This window comes from Thermomicrobium roseum DSM 5159, from assembly GCF_000021685.1.
Taxonomy (GTDB): domain Bacteria; phylum Chloroflexota; class Chloroflexia; order Thermomicrobiales; family Thermomicrobiaceae; genus Thermomicrobium; species Thermomicrobium roseum.
Genome location: NC_011961.1, coordinates 669,160 through 683,213, shown reverse-complemented (window position 1 = coordinate 683,213; position 14,054 = coordinate 669,160). Strand labels below are relative to the sequence as shown.

Below are 14,054 nucleotides of genomic sequence, written 5' to 3'. Positions count from 1 at the left end.
GGCACGCGGATCGGTCGTGCCGGCGACAGAGGGGAGACACGCATGGCTGAGCAACTCGTCCATCCAACTCCGATGCGGGGCGTCCCGCAGCCGCGGCGCGAGGACGTCCTGGGGCAAGCACGGTTGCGCGTGCTCGACCATCCGTTAGTGACGGCGCTGCTCACGGTCGCGCGCGACGAGCGCACGCCGCCAGCCGAGTTCGAGCGAGTGTTGCACGAGCTGACGCGGTTTCTTCTCTACGAAGCGCTGCGCGAGGAACCGTTGCAAACGTTCCGGGTCCCCTCGCCGACGGGCGAGGAAGCAGACGGGGGAGCGCTGCGGGCTGGACTGGCCGTGCTGGCGATCTTGCGGGCCGGACTCGGCATGCTCGCACCGGTGCGCCAGCTGGTCCCCGCTGCACCGATCTACCTGGTGGGAGCGCGACGCGACGAGGAAACGCTGCGCTCGACCATCTATTACAAGAAGCTTCCGGGGCGATTCGATGTCCTCCGCCATGTCGTCATCGTCGATCCGATGCTGGCGACCGGAGGTTCGGCCGTGGCGACGGTGGAGCTCCTCCGGCAGACCTACAGCGGGCCGATCTCATTTCTCGGGATCATCGGTGCGCCCTATGGTGTCCAGCACCTGCTTTCGGCCGATCCCGACGTGCGGATCTACCTGGCGGCACTCGACGAGCGCCTCGACGACCGGGGATTCATCGTACCTGGTTTGGGCGATGCTGGAGACCGGCTGTTCGGGACGCAGTGAGCGGCCGAGCGCGTCGAGGCAACAGCGGTTGAGCGGTGGTGCTGATGCGGTGGACGCCGATCCGGTCCCGGCTGCTCGCCTGGCTCCTGATCCCGGTTCTGCTCCTGGGCGGGTCGCCGCGCTCGCTGGACGGGGCGCAGGCGCACGAGACGACACTTGCGGAGGCGGTGGAATGGGCGGTGGCGGTCGAACGCGCAACCTGCTCTATCGCTCGTCAGCCTCACCCGGAGCCTCTCTGCCTAGCTGATCTCCCCGCTCGACTGGAACCGATCGATCCGGATGGGCAGTGGTGGCGGCTCCGCTTCGATCAGCCGGCGACTGCTGCCGATTGGATCGTGCGTCTGATGGGACGGCCGGGAGTCACTGGGCTGGAGCCGGCGGTGCGCCTGTTCTACCAGTGGACACCAGCCGATCCGCTGGTCGCCCAGCAAGAGTGGTTGACGGTGGCCGGCTTTCCGACGGCCTGGGACGACACGATCGGCCGGGCGGAGGTGTCTGTCGCGGTGATCGATTCCGGGGTGGCAGCGCGTCATCCGGATCTGGCAGGAAAGCTGCTGCCGGGATACGACTACCTACGACGCGATCCTGATCCGGACGACGAGGTCGGGCATGGGACGGCGGTGGCGGGAGTCATCGCGGCTGCGGCTGATGGGCGCGGAATGGTGGGCGGTGCACCGGGTGTCAAGATCGTGCCGCTCAAGGTCGGCGATCAGATCGGTGCGAGTTCGCTCTTGATCGCGGAAGCGGTCTACGGAGCGATCGAGCGCGGCGTGCAGGTGATCAACTTGAGCCTGGGGGCGGATACGCCGAGCGGTGCGCTGGAACGCGCGATCGAGCAAGCGTACGCGCGAGGCATCGTGGTCGTCGCGGCGGCAGGCAACACGCCCGACAGTGTGACCTTCCCGGCCAGTTATCCTGAGGTGGTCGCGGTGGGCGGTGCGACGGCCGATGGCAAGCGCTTGGCCAGCTTTACCTCGCGGCTAACGCGGGTCGACCTGGTCGCACCAGCCGAGAACGTGCTGACGACGAGCTGGGACGGGCAAGAGCCCGGATGGGACCGGCGGACGGGTACCTCCTTCGCGGCGCCGATGGTGAGCGCGGCAGCAGCGCTGGTTCGTTCCATCGCGCCGGACAGCAGCGTGGAGTGGGTGCGGCAGACTCTGCGCGAGACGGCGTCCCCGCTGGATCCGCCGGGCCAGCCAGGGGCTGGCAGCGGACTCCTCTCGGCCAGGGGTGCGGTCGAGCGCGCAGTGCTGCGGCGCTTCGCCCAGACGTGGCAGCGGGCTGATCTCCCGGTGGCAGCCGGACAGGCGACCCGCTCGTGGGTGTGGGGCCCCAGCGCCTTCGCGGTCGGCCGCGAGCCGTATGCGGAGACGCGCGCCGGAACGCGCGCGGTGGCCTATTTCGACAAGGCGCGCCTGGAACTCACCGACCCCGATCGTTCTCCCGAGGATCCGTGGGCAGTGACCTCGGGGTTGCTCGCCCGCGAACTGATCAGCGGCATGGAACAAGTGGGAGACAGGCGGTTCGTCCCACGTTCGCCAGCCAGCATCCCGGTCGCTGGTGATCCGGACGATCGGCTCGGTCCGACATACGCGACGCTCGCTGCCGTGCTGGCTCTGCCACCGCTCGAAGAAGGAGAGCTGATCACGCAGACGATCGATCGGAGCGGCCGAGTCGGGAACGAGCAGCGTCTCGCTGGCTACGGCGTACGGGCCGGACCGCTCGTGCCGGAAACAGGCCATCGCGTCGCTTCGGTCTTCTGGGAGTTCTTGCAGGGGCGGGATGTCGTCTATACCGGCGGCCGTTTCGAGACGGCTGACCTGTTTTGGCCGCCGTTTGCGATCACCGGCTTCCCGATCACGGAAGCGTACTGGGCACGGGTCACGGTGGGCGGAGTGGTACGGGACGTGCTGGTCCAGTGCTTCGAGCGTCGTTGCCTGACGTATACGCCGGAGAACCTTCCTGGCTGGCGCGTGGAGCTCGGCAACGTGGGGCAGCACTACTACCGCTGGCGGTACGGCGCACTACCGGACCAGCCGCCAGCCAGTGACCCTGCGGCGATGGCCCCGGTGGACGGTAGCGGACGCGGCTGAAGCGGCGTAGACTGTCCCCTGGCCGACCTGGCAGAGAGTCTGTCGGGTCGGCGGAGGGGAGTACGGGGACAGTGCGACCAGGCGCGAAGGCGCCAGTAGCTGGTGCTGCACTGGGCAGCGCTCCGAACTGGCAGCGAACACTCGGCGCACTCTGGCTCGCCCAAACGCTGACGATCATCGGGTTCAGCCTCCGGACGCCCTTCTTGCCGTTCTTCGTCGCCGAACTCGGCGCGAGGAACCTCGAAACGCAGGTCCTCTGGGCCGGAGCGATCAACGCTGGCGGAGCCGCGGTCATGGCGATCACCGCGCCGCTGTGGGGCGCTCTGGCCGACCGCTACGGGCGCAAGTTGATGGTGCTGCGCGCGATGGTCGCCGGCTCGCTCACGATCGGTCTGATGGCGCTGGCCACCAGCCCCTGGCAGCTCTTCGTCCTGCGGCTCGTCGAGGGCGGGTTCACCGGCACAGTCACTGCGTCGACGACGCTGGCTGCCTCGACCGTTCCCAGGGAGCGGCTCGGCTTCGGGCTGGGTCTCATGCAGATGGCAGTCTTCTCGGGTTCGGCCGTGGGCCCGCTGATCGGCGGGGTACTGGCGGACCAGATCGGCTACCGGGCGACGTTCGTTTTGGCTGGGAGTCTCCTCCTCGTCTCGGCGCTGCTCGTCGCGTTCCTGGTCGAAGAGCGTTTCGAGCCGCCGCCGCGACGAGCCGGCCACGGTGAGACAGGTGGCGAGACCTGGCAGCTGTTGCTGGCGCCGGCGCTGCTCGGAATCGTGGTCAGCCTGTTCGCCTTGCGGGCAGCTAGCATGGCGCTGCAGCCGATCGTCCCGCTCCTCGTCGCGCAGCTGGCACGCGGTTCCTCGGCGGTCAATTCCCTCGCCGGGCTGGCGATGGGGGTGAGCGGGATGACCAGCGCGGTCGCATCGGTCGGACTGGGCCGACTGAGCGACCGGATCGGCCAGCGACCGTTGCTGATCGCCAGCGGCGCGCTGGCGGCCGCCACCTTCCTCCCGCTGGGGCTGACGACTCAGGTGTGGCAGGTCATCGTGTTGCAGGCGCTCTTCGGCATCGCCTCCGGCGGCATACTGCCGACCGCGAACGCCCTGGTCGCGCGGCTTACGCCCGAAGGGCGGCGCGGGACCATTTACGGGTTCACGACAACGGCATCATCGCTGGGAGCCTTCGTCGGTCCGTTAGTGGGAACAGCGCTCGCGGCCGCGCTCGGGCTTCACGCACCTTTCCTCGTGATCGGTCTTGCGCTGGCGGTGACGGTCGCGTGGGTCGCGCGGACGCTTTCGCCACTCGAGCGAGCCGAGCGACGAGCTGTCCTCGAGTCCGGGCGCGACTGAGGGACGAGCGTCCCGTCGTTCCCACCAGGGAGCCGACTCGGAAACTCCACGCAAGCGACGAGGAGTGACCCACGTCGCCCACCCTGTGCTGTCGTGGATCGCTCCGTGCAGGCCGGCAGTCGGCGAGAGCGGTCGGATGCTGTCCTCCCTCACTTGCCGGAACGGCAGAGCGGGTGGTATCGTTCGGACAACCGACCGACTCTCTCGAAGGGACTGGCGATGGTGCGCACCCTGCTTGTCCGGGACGACGCGCTCGGCTGGCAGGAGCTGGCTGCCCAGCTGGCCGGTTGCTCGGGAATCACAGCCGTCCAGCTGGCCGCTGATCTTGCCACCGCCGCCCAGCTCGCTGTGACCTGGCGCCCCGACCTCGTCGTCCTCGGGGCCGGTCTCTTGCGCGAACCGCTCGACCCGGCGCTCGGAGAGCTAGTGCAGCGGGCTCCGAGCGTGCTTCTGGCGCGCGCACTCCCTGTCCAGCTCGTCGCGACGCTCCTGAACTCCGGGTTGCCGCTCCGGGGAGTCCTCACTTGGGACGACCTGGACCGGGCACTGCTGCCCGCGGTGATCGCGCTCCTCACGCAGAGCCCGCTCCTGCTCGCCGGGCCGAGAGCGGCAGCCCAGCTGGCTGCGCTGTGGCGCGAGCGAGTAGGTCGTCCGAGGCTGAGTCCGGCAGAGGAGCGGCTCCTGCCGCTCCTGGCCGAGTGGGATCTCACCTATGCAGCGATCGCCGGGCGGCTGGGCGTGGCACCGGCGACCGTCAAGGCGCGGGTGCGGCGGCTGGCTCACAAGCTCGGGGTCACGCCTGGGCGGGGCGCGGTGGTCGCGGCAGCTCGCCAGCGTGGCTTGCTGGCCCCCTGAGCGAGCCGAGTGGAGGGAGCGCTCGGCCGGATGACAGCGCTGTCATCCAAAGGTGACTGGAAAGAGCACCCGACCCGGTGGGATAGTGGCAATAGACACGGTATCACTCGAAGGAGGTCTGCGCATGCAGTGGGTGTTGGCCTACGACGGAGCTTGCGGGCGTTGCCGGGCGCTCGCCGAGCGGGTGGTCGCGCTGGGGGCGGGGCGGCTGGTGGCGCGGAGCCTGCGCGACCCGGAGGTGGCGGCCTGGCGGGAGCGGCTCTTGGGGGCCGGGGCGCCGTGGGAGCCGGTGCTCTTTGCGGTGGAGGGGGAGGGAGCGGTCCGGGCACTGACCGGGCGGCGGCTGGTGCTCGAGCTCGTACGGCTGCTGGGGGTGCGGCGGGGGCTGGCACTGGCGAGGGAGCTAGGGGACCTGGCTTCGCCAGCGGGAGCGGGTCCGGTGCTGACGCGGCGGCGAGTACTCGGGCGGCTGGCTGGACTCGGCGCCGCGCTCGGGCTTCTGGTGAGCGGGAAGCTGGCGGTGCCGGGTGGGGTGCATGCCCAGGGAGCGGGGGAAGAGCGCCCGTGGTGGGCGGTGGAGCCGATAAAGACGAGCCTGCTCGATCCGGCAGCTGGGGAGAAACTCCTGGCGGAGCTCGTGGCCGGGCCTGACCTTCGGGCAGTACTCGGTGCGGCAGAGCTGGCCGAGGTGCAGGCAGCCGAGCACCGGCTGGCCGACGGGCGGACGCTGTGGGCCCTGGCGGGGGTGCTGCCCGACGACGAGGTGGTGGTGGCGTACCGGGACGACGCAGGGCGAATTGAAGCGCTGCGCTACCGCGTGGTAGGGGAGGTCGCCGAGCTGCGGGCGGTGAGTGCGGGTGGGGTGGTGCAGTATCCGGCGGGCGCTGGTGGGGGTGACTTCGGGTTGGCCGGCTGCCCACCGGGTTACTGGCCCTGCCAGCGATGTTGCGGTGTTAATCTGCGCGAGATCGAAAATAGATGTGCGGGCTGTTGGGTCCCTTGCTTGTCCTGTGCGTTTATCCGGACTGTTGAAGGGTGTACCCCGTGTCTCATTTGTCTGTTCGTCTTTTGTCCCTATGTGGTGTACCAGGCTTGCCGCTTTTGTCGGACTTGCTGTCCCGAGTCACCACCTTGGGGGCCATAGGGGGTTGCGATGGGGCTTGGCGCGCTCCTCTTGATCATCGTCTGGGTTGTCTGCTTCGTCTATCTGGGCATGCTCGTCGTGCAGATGGTCCGTGCGCGACGGATTTGGTGGGCTGTGGTCACCTCGGTCGTGTTGCTGTATTGGATCGGATGGTACGGATGGAAGCTTGACTTCGGGCGGTCTCTTTTTCAGCTGCGAGGGTGGCTCGACTGGGTGGGCTTGGGCTTGTACGTGACGGTGATGTTGGCAACACCCTTGTGGATGTTCGTGAACTGGATGCGGAGTCGGCGACGCGGTTCGGAAAGAGACGCAAGTCCTTGATCGTTGCCGGGGTCGGCGAGCGGTTGGTACGCTGTGTCTGAGTAGTGGTTGGCCACAGGGAAGACTGCCTAGGTCTGCGGGTGGGATCGGCTGAGCTGAGGGTGTCCCCGCAGTCGACCGGCGGCGGATGGTGCGACGGACGCGTTCGAGCGGGCTACCCTTGCGTTCACTTCGCTCCTGGCGGAGCGGTACGGGGAGGCTGGTGTTTGGATCGGCCTTGCCGCTTCGGCAATCTCGGTGGTCCTTCTTGTCTGCTCATCGTGTGTGCCAGCTGTGTATTCCGGTCCTGCGTGTGGTGGTGCAATTGTTGTTGGAACGATCCACCCTGGGGGCCGTGAGCGGAATGTTGCAGTGGAGGAATCGGGACGATGTGGGAGCAGTGGTACCCGATCTACTCAGCCATCTGCTATTTCGGTAGCCTCGGGCTCCTGTCGCTGGTTCACGTGCGCTGGGTGGCGCGGCGCTTTCGGCAGTTCCGGAAATTGGACTGGGCGTACGAGCTCGTCGTGACATGGCTGCTCGCGGTTGCCTGGTGGCACGGGATGCGGCAGGGGCCGGTCTGGGATACGGAGTTGCCGGGGAGTCCGCTCGGGGTGCGCGGGGCGCTCGCGCTGGCAGCGGTGGTGGTAGCGGTGGCAGCGGGGTGGCGGCTCGAACAGCGTTCCCGCGCGCCGGGGGTGGCCTAGGTCACCTGGCGAGGGCTTGGCTCGTCCCGGTCGGGGCGGGGGAGGCGAGCGGGGAGCGTGGGTTGCCTAGACTGCGACGGGACTCGTGCGAGTTGCGGCGACGAGAAGCTGCTGACCGTCGACCGGGCTGCTGGGTGGGTCCGCCGGATGACCCGGGGGACGAGGCAGCAGAGGGGACGTCCGGTCCGGCGAGTTGCCAGCCGGGCTGGTAGCCCGGCCAGCGGTGCTGCCGGGTGAACCTCGGCAAGCTCTCGGAGTATTGCGGCCGCGGATGCTTCGTACCGTGCGTGCAGTGCGGACTCCGCTACGGATGTGCCATATGCCTACTCGGCATCGCGCTTTTATGCCCCTTCTGTCTGTTTTGGGCTTGCATCATGTGCACGGAGTGTTGTCCAGAGGGCCTACGATGGGATCTCAAGCAGTAGGGGGTCGGGTATGCAGAGCCTCGACGACGTCCTGAGCACGCTGGCGATCGTCCTCTTCGTGAGCCCCATCGCAATAGCGTTGTTCCTCATCGGTCTCGACCTACCCCGTCGCTGGAAAACCTTGCGGTGGCGGCCGTTCCGGCTCATCCTGACCGCTCTGCTGCTCGGTGGTCTCGCCGTCGGCATGCACAGCCACGTGCAGGACGTCTGCGCCAACGGCCCCTCGTCCTCGAGCTGGTTCGTGATCGCGGTCGTCTGGTTCGGACTGGCCTCGATGCTGTGGGAGCGGCGGAAGGAGCGACTGGCAGGAAAGCTGGATGAGCAGCCTCCAACCGGTTCCCGTTCTGGGCTGGGATAATGTTCGTCAAGTTCCGTTGAGCGGCGGAAGGTGCCTTCATCGAATGAGCTCTCCAGAAAGGGGGCAGACACCAGACAAGCAGCGAGGAGCACGCTGGGGAGACCTGCCCAGTGGAGCGGCGGCACCTCGAACGGACGACCTGGCTTACGCTGTAAGGCACACGCCTGTTGCCTTCGCCGGCGTGGGAATTCGTGCACGCTCATCAGCAACCTCGCAAGCACGACCTGCCTGGCCAGCGCCTGCCCGGCTTGCCCGATGCGCGCCTGCGTCTGGTGGTGCAACTGTTGTTGGCAAGATCCGCCGTGGGGACCGTGAGGGAGGCGCGGCGCTCGGCTGGGCTCCTGCAGATGAGACGCGTTCGTTCGGAGAGGTGTCCGATGCTCGCTGCGTTCGTGCTCGGCATGACGCTCGTTCTGGCTGCAATCGTCACCGACGTGCTCATGGCCATCCGGCGCCTTCGGGTCGGGGACATCGTGCACTGGAGCATCATCGCCATCTGGGGCGGTTGGTTTCTCTGGGACCGTCTCCGCAGCGGAGAGACGCTGTGGGCCGGCTTACCGCTCTGGGCAGAGGCGACGCTCACGACGCGCTTGCCGGTGGCGGGGCTCGCGTACCGCGTCGGGGCGCTCGGGCACGCCCGGCGCGAGTGTGCGAAGCATGCTTCTGGCAACACGCACTGACGGACGTGTGCGAGCCGAGCGGAGCCGCTTTACGAGACCGGCTGGCCGCTCGTCGAGGAACGGTCGGGATGCCGACGGGAGGAGGTCACGGCTCGACGGAAGGATGTGCCCGGACGCTGGTGCTGTTGCTGGAACGTGCGGGACCGCACTCGCCGATACCGGCTCACATCGCGGGGCATAGGCTGGCCCGCCTGCACGCTCGGCGAGCCGGTCGCGCTGGTATCCGGCTCATATCGAGACAGGATCGACCCTGCGCGGGAAGGAGGTGACGACGATGGACTGGTCGATCGTCTTCGTCGGGCTTCCGGTTCTTCTGCTGGTGCTCGTCGCTATCCGGCTGGCGACGCTGCGCCGCAGCTGGTCGCTCGGCCAGAGTCTGGTCGGTGTGGCCGCCGGGGCGTTCCTGTCCGGCGCTCTCGCCGTACTCGCTGCGGGCGGCAGTCCCGCAGCCTGGCGGGACGGGCTGCTGCTGGCAGCGCTGGGATTCCTCGTCGGTGCACTCGCCGTGCTGGCCGCGACCGCCTGGCAACGGCGCGCGTCACGGTAACGGGAGCGGTCAGCGGGCGAAGCGGGCGGGGTCGAAGGGGGCGAGCGAGAGCGCTGGCTGCTTCCCTTCCAGCAGCTCGACCATCAGGAACGCGGTGATCGGGCTCAGCAGAACACCGTGCCGGGCGTGCCCGCTGGCGACCCAGACGTTCTCGTACCCAGGAAGGCGTCCGAGGACGGGGAGGTCATCGGCTGACCAGGGCCGGAGACCAGCCAGTGCCTCGAGGAAAGCCGCCCGGCCGAGGGCCGGCACCGTCTCGTGAACGAACGTCACCAGCTGGCGCACTCCCTCGAGCGTCGGCCGACGGTCGTACACTGCCAGTTCCTCGGTGGAGCCGACTGCGACGGTTCCGTCGGCCTTGACGGCGAGATAGAGGTCGCCGCGGTACAGAGTGTGGCGAATCCGGGTATCCCAGGCGTGGAGGCGAACCAGTTGGCCGCGCAGCGGGCCGAGCGGAAGTGGAACACCGAGTAGGGCAGCGAGCGCGCCGCTCCAGGCGCCAGCGGCGATGATGACGTGCTCGGCCGCGATGCGGTCGGTGCGCGTGCGGACTGCGACGACGCGGTCGCTGTCGCGCTCGAAACCGATCACTTCCACTCCTTCCTCGATACGGGCACCCCCGAGGGCGGCGGCACGCGCATAGGCCTCGACCAGACGTGGACTTAGGACCTGGTGCTCGTAGGGGAGGAGTAGGGCGCCGCGGAAGAGCGGAGAGACGGCGGGTTCCAGGTGCCGGAGCTCGTGCTGGTCGAGCCAGCAACAGGCAGCGTCCCGCCCGCGGAGGACCGGGAGAGCGGCCCGGAGCGCCGTCTCTTCGTCAGCAGTCATGGCCAGGACGAGACCACCGGTGTGGCGAAGTTCCACGTCGATACCGGTGCGCTCGCGCAGGTCGGCAGCGACCGCAGGGAAGCGAGCCAGGCTCGCGGCACCGAGCTCGGAAAGGGGGTCATCGGTCGATCCGCTGCCGGGAAGAGCCAGCAGTCCGGCGTAGGCGATGACGGCTTGGCCGCCGACCGTGGCACGCTCGAGGACGCGAACGCTCCGCCAGCCACGCTGAACGAGCTCGGCAGCGATCGCGCAGCCGATGATCCCGCCGCCGACGATGACGACCGAAGCAGACTGAGACACGCTCGGCTCCCTTCCCCGCTGATTGTCCCGCACCGCGGCGTCCGCGGCAACCGATCGACGCGGCGCGAGCGGGCAGTGGACCGACCGGTCGAGTCCCGGCAGCTCGGTTGAGTTCCCCATGCAGGGCGTCGATCGCGGCTGAGCTGACGAGCTCGCTCCCGATGCGAGGCGTGGATAGCGTGGGCGGGTGCCGGTCGATACCGCGAGTCGGTTGTCGAGCAGGCGGGCCGCCCGGGAGCAGCGGTTGGGACACGCGAACGGGACGACGTGAAACGGGCAGCCCGTCAGGCTCTCGTGGGCTTGGTAGGATTGGGAACGGAGGGGGAAGCAGCGGTGGACGGCGGAGCGCTCAGTGCGGAGCAGCGGCGGCTGGTCGAGGCGATCGCGGATGCGCTCTACCAGCGGGGGCCAGGTATGGCCTTCACTGGCGCGGGGATCTCCACCGAGTCCGGGATACCGGACTATCGCGGGCCGAACGGGCTGTGGTCGCGCGAGAATCCGACCCGCTACCGCGATTTTCTGAACGACCCTGAGGTGCGGCGCCGTTACTGGGATCGACGACGCCAACGCTATCCGATCCTCGCCGGGGCGCGGCCCAATGTGGGACACGTGGCGCTGGCGCGCCTGCAGGCTGCGGGGTATCTGGAGATCATCGTGACGCAGAACATCGATGGGCTGCACCAGAAGGCGGGCAGTCCGCCGGAGCGGGTAGTCGAGCTGCACGGGACGGCGCATGCCATCCGCTGCCTGTCGTGCGAGCTGCTCTGGCCGGCCGAGGAGTTCGACCCTGGTCCGCCTGGAACGATCCCGGATTGTCCCGTCTGCGGTGGCCTGGTGAAAGAAGCCACCGTTTCCTTCGGCGAGCCGGTGCCGCGCCGGATTCTCGAGCATGCGCTGGCGCTCGCCGAAGCGACGCCGGTCATGCTGGTGATCGGTACCTCGCTCAAGGTCGTGCCGGCGGCTCATGTGCCGCGCCGTGCAGCGCGAGCGGGGGCATTCGTCGCGATCGTCAATGACGAACCGACCCCGCTCGACCGGGAAGCGGCAGTCGTCCTCCGGGCTCGGGCCGGGGCCGCGCTCGCCTACCTCGCCGAACTCCTCGTCGGTGCGCCGGCCGACTCCGCTCGCGAACGCGCGAGCTGAGCCAGCGACCGAGCTCGGTGAACGAAACGGCAGATCCCGCACGCGACCGTTCGCGCTGGGATACCGGCGGACAGCCGCACCGCCCAGCGACCGAGCGTTCGGCTGGCGCGAGGAGTTCGCGCGAGCTATACTCGACATGCGACATCCGCTCCGAACCGAGACGGCGAGGTGCAGCATGACGATGGCGATCCGACGGACTTGCGGGCTGGTGCTCGGCCTCTGGGGGGCGTGGCTGTGGGGCTGGGCTGGCTGGTCGCTCGCGACCTGGTACGGCGAGTACGGGGGGGGGACACGGAACTTCGGATCATCGCGGCCTGGTTCCTCGCGCTCGGTGTACCGCCGTTTCTTGCAGGCCTTGCGCTCTGGCGAGGCTGGAAGGCTCCAGCGGCCTGGGTGGTATTGGGGTGCCTGGCCCTGATCGCGTTCTGGATCCAGCAGCTGTCCTGGTTCAGCGTCGCACTCGTCAGCGCACTCCGTACCGGTACGTGGAGCGGCGTGCTGGATACCCTCTTCGCCTGGCACTGGTTGGAAGGGACCGTCGCGCTGCCTCGTCGATGGAGCGACCTCGGGAGTTGGTTGCTCTGGTTCACCTGGGGACTGTGGAGCCAGCTGGTCGTCACGCTCGTCGCGTTCGTGCAGGCACTGCGCACCGGACCGGCGGGGAGAGCTGCCCGCCGGCGCGCGACCGCCGCTGCCTAGCGGCGAGCCGAGCTGATCGGTCGCGAGCAGCGCCCGGCTCTCTTGCAGCCGGTCGAGGCTCAGGTCGTCGTGAACACGTCCTGGATCTCGTTCTCGCGCGTGTCACCGGCCAGAAGGAGCGGTGTCCGCTCGGCCCGGTAGCGGTTGCCGACCAAGCGCGTCCGCGTGGTATGGAGCAGGAACACGGCAGCTCGGCCGTTGGCGGCGAAGCAGTTGTCGCGCAGCTCGTGGCCGGTCGAGACGCAGCGGTCGGGAAAGTCGCGGTTGGCAGGGTCGAGCGTGAAGGCGACCCCGTCGCGACCATTGCGCGCGATCAAATTGTCGCGCAGGACACCGCGGGCGCCATGTTCCCAATGCACGCCATCGAGCCGGTTGTCGGTGATGAGATTGCCCTCGAGGACGGTATCGGTGGAAAAGCCGAGCCAGAAGCCGAAGTTGCTCCAGCACGCTCGGTTCCGCCGGAACACGTTGCCGCGCGAAAAGGTGGCCTCGAAGGCGTTGTTGGGCGAGTACGAGCCGTCGTTGCCGACGACGAGGTTTTCGTCGGAGGGCGGGCTGAACTGGTTGCCGAGGAAGAAGCCGTCGCCCGACCAGCGTAGGTCATTGCCGGCGATCAGATTGCGGTGCGATCCGCCAGTCACCAAGATGCCCGCTGCATCGCAACCAGTCCCGCCGCAGCGGTTGACATATTGCGCGCGGTTCCGCTCCAGCCGGCACGACGAGGAGCCGTGGAGACGGATACCCCACGCGTGGTTGTGGGAGAGATCGCAGTCGGTGACGACGAGACCGTGCGAGGCGATCGCATCGATCCCGATATCCTGCTCGCGGGCGACGAGCCGCGCGATCCGGGTGTTCGAGGAGCGAATCGAGCGGATCCCACCGCCCGCGCCTTCGTCTGGACGCGTGATGTCGAGGAAGGTCCCCTCGCTCGCACCGTTGTGGGAAAAGTTGCAATCCTCGACGACGATCTCCTCGCAGTCGAGCGCGAGGAGCGCCCAGTCGTATCCGCGTACCGCCAGATGGCGGATCACGACTCGGCGGCGGCCCTGGAGCAGGATGCCGATGCCACCGCGCCCTCGGCCATCGAGGACCGCTCCGCGACCGTCGATCACCAGATCGTCCGCAGCGATGCGGAGCGCACCGTCTCCGGGGTCGGGGAGATCGTAGTGGCCGGGTTCCAGGACGACCGACCCGGTGACCGTGAGACCAGGGCGCGGTTCGCGCCAGCCGCTGAGCCAGTGGAGGACCTGTCTCCAGCGAGCCATGGTCACCTCGTCGCGTGCATCGGGTGCACCTCGATGCCCAGAGATCGACGCGAAACTGTCCCTCGCCAGCAGCGTGGACGCGGCTTCCAGCTTCGCGGTAGACGGTCGACAGTGGTATGACGGCGAGCGGAGCCAGGCATGGCGACCTCCGGGTGGCACGCGTGCAGTGCCGAGTACAAGAACGGGTTAGCACGCGAGGGGCGGACCGACAAGGTGGGTGTGCGGAGGAACGAGACGTGGGGCGAGCCTCACGCTGGTCGGGTGGACTGAATCGATCGGGTCGGTTCGACGCACTCACCGTTTTCCACCTGAGCGCTTGACGCTGGCAGGTGAGGCTGGGAGCTGGAGCCTGCGGCAGCGGTGCTGCTGCGCGAGCGGCCAGTCGAAGTTGGACGAGATGGTCGTTCGATGTCTAGCTGGGGAGCCAGGCTCTCGGACCAGATTCGTGGCCCCTCGAAGAGCCGCCGGAACACTCGACGCGCCCGACGACCGAAGAATCGTTGGTTGACGGCAAAGGCTGGGATGCGTATACTGTGGAAGGTTGGGCGTCGCGTCTGCAAGGTGATGCGACGCCGAGGTCGGTCCGATGTGGAGGGTACGGTTCGTGGAACGTA

At 68.3% G+C, this 14,054-nt stretch carries 14 protein-coding genes; 12 read left to right on the top strand and 2 right to left on the bottom strand.

Translation table 11 applies throughout. The annotated features are described in order from the left end of the window. The first annotated feature begins 42 nt into the window (after positions 1-42). The 10 genes from upp (at position 43) to TRD_RS12290 (ending at position 9,205) form a co-directional block, all read left to right on the top strand. Positions 43-747: a uracil phosphoribosyltransferase gene (gene upp, locus TRD_RS12335; protein WP_012642886.1), complete on the top strand. Its 705-nt coding sequence runs from the start codon at positions 43-45 to the stop codon at positions 745-747. 44 nt (positions 748-791) lie between these two features. Further along, on the top strand, positions 792-2,843 hold the full coding sequence (locus TRD_RS12330) for a S8 family peptidase (RefSeq protein ID WP_143714812.1): 2,052 nt from the start codon (positions 792-794) through the stop codon (positions 2,841-2,843). 71 nt (positions 2,844-2,914) lie between these two features. Next, positions 2,915-4,189 (top strand): MFS transporter, encoded by a 1,275-nt coding sequence (locus TRD_RS12325; protein WP_012642725.1) that lies wholly within the window; start codon positions 2,915-2,917, stop codon positions 4,187-4,189. A gap of 219 nt (positions 4,190-4,408) precedes the next feature. Beyond that, positions 4,409-5,044: a helix-turn-helix transcriptional regulator gene (locus TRD_RS13975; RefSeq protein ID WP_143714811.1), complete on the top strand. Its 636-nt coding sequence runs from the start codon at positions 4,409-4,411 to the stop codon at positions 5,042-5,044. A gap of 124 nt (positions 5,045-5,168) precedes the next feature. Then, the gene (locus tag TRD_RS12315) at positions 5,169-6,188 is read left to right on the top strand and encodes a hypothetical protein (RefSeq protein WP_012642562.1); all 1,020 of its coding nucleotides are present in this window, start codon (positions 5,169-5,171) and stop codon (positions 6,186-6,188) included. Positions 6,189-6,197: 9 nt separating this feature from the next. Beyond that, a complete protein-coding gene (locus TRD_RS12310) occupies positions 6,198-6,509 on the top strand; it encodes a hypothetical protein (protein ID WP_012642773.1) in 312 nt (103 codons plus the stop codon). A 368-nt stretch (positions 6,510-6,877) separates the two neighbouring features. Continuing rightward, positions 6,878-7,195, top strand: a complete 318-nt coding sequence (locus TRD_RS12305) for a hypothetical protein (RefSeq protein WP_012642418.1) — start codon at positions 6,878-6,880, stop codon at positions 7,193-7,195. Between the two features lie 435 nt (positions 7,196-7,630). Beyond that, positions 7,631-7,978 carry a hypothetical protein gene (locus TRD_RS12300; RefSeq protein ID WP_012642703.1) on the top strand — a complete coding sequence of 116 codons (348 nt, stop codon included), beginning with the start codon at positions 7,631-7,633 and terminating at the stop codon, positions 7,976-7,978. A 377-nt stretch (positions 7,979-8,355) separates the two neighbouring features. Beyond that, positions 8,356-8,658 carry a hypothetical protein gene (locus tag TRD_RS12295; RefSeq protein WP_012643149.1) on the top strand — a complete coding sequence of 101 codons (303 nt, stop codon included), beginning with the start codon at positions 8,356-8,358 and terminating at the stop codon, positions 8,656-8,658. Between the two features lie 274 nt (positions 8,659-8,932). Continuing rightward, positions 8,933-9,205 carry a hypothetical protein gene (locus TRD_RS12290; protein WP_012642914.1) on the top strand — a complete coding sequence of 91 codons (273 nt, stop codon included), beginning with the start codon at positions 8,933-8,935 and terminating at the stop codon, positions 9,203-9,205. A gap of 9 nt (positions 9,206-9,214) precedes the next feature. Here TRD_RS12290 and thiO read toward each other — a convergent pair whose 3' ends face one another. After that, entirely contained in the window at positions 9,215-10,333 is a 1,119-nt protein-coding gene (gene thiO / locus TRD_RS12285; RefSeq protein WP_041437351.1) for a glycine oxidase ThiO, read from the bottom strand. Positions 10,334-10,600: 267 nt separating this feature from the next. On the opposite strand from thiO, the gene TRD_RS12280 reads away from it, so the two are divergent. Both TRD_RS12280 and TRD_RS12275 read left to right on the top strand, forming a co-directional pair. After that, a complete protein-coding gene (locus TRD_RS12280; protein ID WP_226980742.1) occupies positions 10,601-11,476 on the top strand; it encodes an SIR2 family NAD-dependent protein deacylase in 876 nt (291 codons plus the stop codon). 168 nt (positions 11,477-11,644) lie between these two features. Beyond that, positions 11,645-12,175, top strand: coding sequence for a hypothetical protein (locus TRD_RS12275; protein ID WP_041437349.1), 531 nt, complete (start codon positions 11,645-11,647; stop codon positions 12,173-12,175). A gap of 59 nt (positions 12,176-12,234) precedes the next feature. Here the strand turns inward: TRD_RS12275 and TRD_RS12270 are convergent, their stop codons facing one another. After that, the gene (locus tag TRD_RS12270; RefSeq protein ID WP_012642552.1) at positions 12,235-13,440 is read right to left on the bottom strand and encodes a right-handed parallel beta-helix repeat-containing protein; all 1,206 of its coding nucleotides are present in this window, start codon (positions 13,438-13,440) and stop codon (positions 12,235-12,237) included. Between the last annotated feature and the right edge of the window lie 614 nt (positions 13,441-14,054).

Coding starts and splice junctions, on each gene's coding strand:
- TRD_RS12300 (WP_012642703.1), top strand. CDS start 7,631: ATGCAGAGCCTCGACGACGTCCTGAGCACGCTGGCGATCGTCCTCTTC.
- TRD_RS12310 (WP_012642773.1), top strand. CDS start 6,198: ATGGGGCTTGGCGCGCTCCTCTTGATCATCGTCTGGGTTGTCTGCTTC.
- TRD_RS12295 (WP_012643149.1), top strand. CDS start 8,356: ATGCTCGCTGCGTTCGTGCTCGGCATGACGCTCGTTCTGGCTGCAATC.
- TRD_RS12270 (WP_012642552.1), bottom strand. CDS start 13,440: ATGGCTCGCTGGAGACAGGTCCTCCACTGGCTCAGCGGCTGGCGCGAA.
- TRD_RS13975 (WP_143714811.1), top strand. CDS start 4,409: ATGGTGCGCACCCTGCTTGTCCGGGACGACGCGCTCGGCTGGCAGGAG.
- TRD_RS12305 (WP_012642418.1), top strand. CDS start 6,878: ATGTGGGAGCAGTGGTACCCGATCTACTCAGCCATCTGCTATTTCGGT.
- TRD_RS12330 (WP_143714812.1), top strand. CDS start 792: ATGCGGTGGACGCCGATCCGGTCCCGGCTGCTCGCCTGGCTCCTGATC.
- upp (WP_012642886.1), top strand. CDS start 43: ATGGCTGAGCAACTCGTCCATCCAACTCCGATGCGGGGCGTCCCGCAG.
- TRD_RS12290 (WP_012642914.1), top strand. CDS start 8,933: ATGGACTGGTCGATCGTCTTCGTCGGGCTTCCGGTTCTTCTGCTGGTG.
- TRD_RS12315 (WP_012642562.1), top strand. CDS start 5,169: ATGCAGTGGGTGTTGGCCTACGACGGAGCTTGCGGGCGTTGCCGGGCG.